The following is an 866-nucleotide window of genomic DNA, read 5'->3' as shown; positions in this document are numbered from 1 at the left end:
CACCGCCGATCACAATTTTTCAGATTTTAATTTAAAAAGATTCAATTTGTGAATATTTGTTTTAGATATATTCACAAATTGTCGTAACGATTACAGATGGAAACGATTCTTTTAAGAACCAAAAACTCGTATCATACTGGACTTGTCTTTAAAGCTCAGTTAAATCTTCTTTCAACCTTCGAGGAGGAAATCATTCCAAAATCAACACGTTGTGATTGGAAAAATCGGGATCTTTCAAAAATCGTAGGTTATGATTCTAATGATCCAATCTTTAAGGATCTGGATTTGTACAAAAAGGCTCTTGATAGCAAAACGTTCATGAAAGTTTTGAAGTCGCTTTTCTCCGTTTATTCTTTTTACGATTCCTTGTCTGAAACGATACGGCACAAAAGAAGGACCTGGAACGATCGAAGGAAAGAGATCGTTTCCATCATACAACGGATCGCTCCCAATATCGGCCTCAAGCGCGCTTGCCGTTTCATGAAGGTGTCTCTTCAAAGATATTACAAATGGGAGAACGAAATTCTTTGTAATTCTTCCGTCTTTGGTCTTTGCAGAAAGTTACATCCAAAACAAATTACTATTTCCGAACAAAAGATTATCTCTAAGTATCTTAAAAATCCAAAATTCTTTCATTGGCCTCTTCGTTCGATCTTTTACAAGATTCTCAAAGATGGAGTCGCGTTTTTAAGTCTGGCGACATTCTACAAATACGCAAGATTTCTCGCTCCCAAGCGCGAAATCATTCGAAAAGCAAGGAGAAAGATCGGCATTCGTGCTAACGCCCCTTTACTTCTCCTTCACATGGATACAACGATATTAAGAGTACAAGACGGGGCTAAAGTCTACATCCATTTCATCATGGA

At 37.3% G+C, this 866-nt stretch carries 1 pseudogene; it reads left to right on the top strand.

The features are described 5' to 3' along the window. Positions 1–96: 96 nt before the first annotated feature. A pseudogene (locus tag JWG45_RS17775) lies at positions 97–866 on the top strand (transposase); the annotation flags it as partial.

Origin of the sequence: Leptospira ainlahdjerensis (genome assembly GCF_016919175.1) — a bacterium.
Lineage (GTDB): Bacteria > Spirochaetota > Leptospiria > Leptospirales > Leptospiraceae > Leptospira > Leptospira ainlahdjerensis.
Note: the sequence above shows the minus strand (reverse complement) of the source record. Positions and strands in the feature narration are given on the sequence as shown.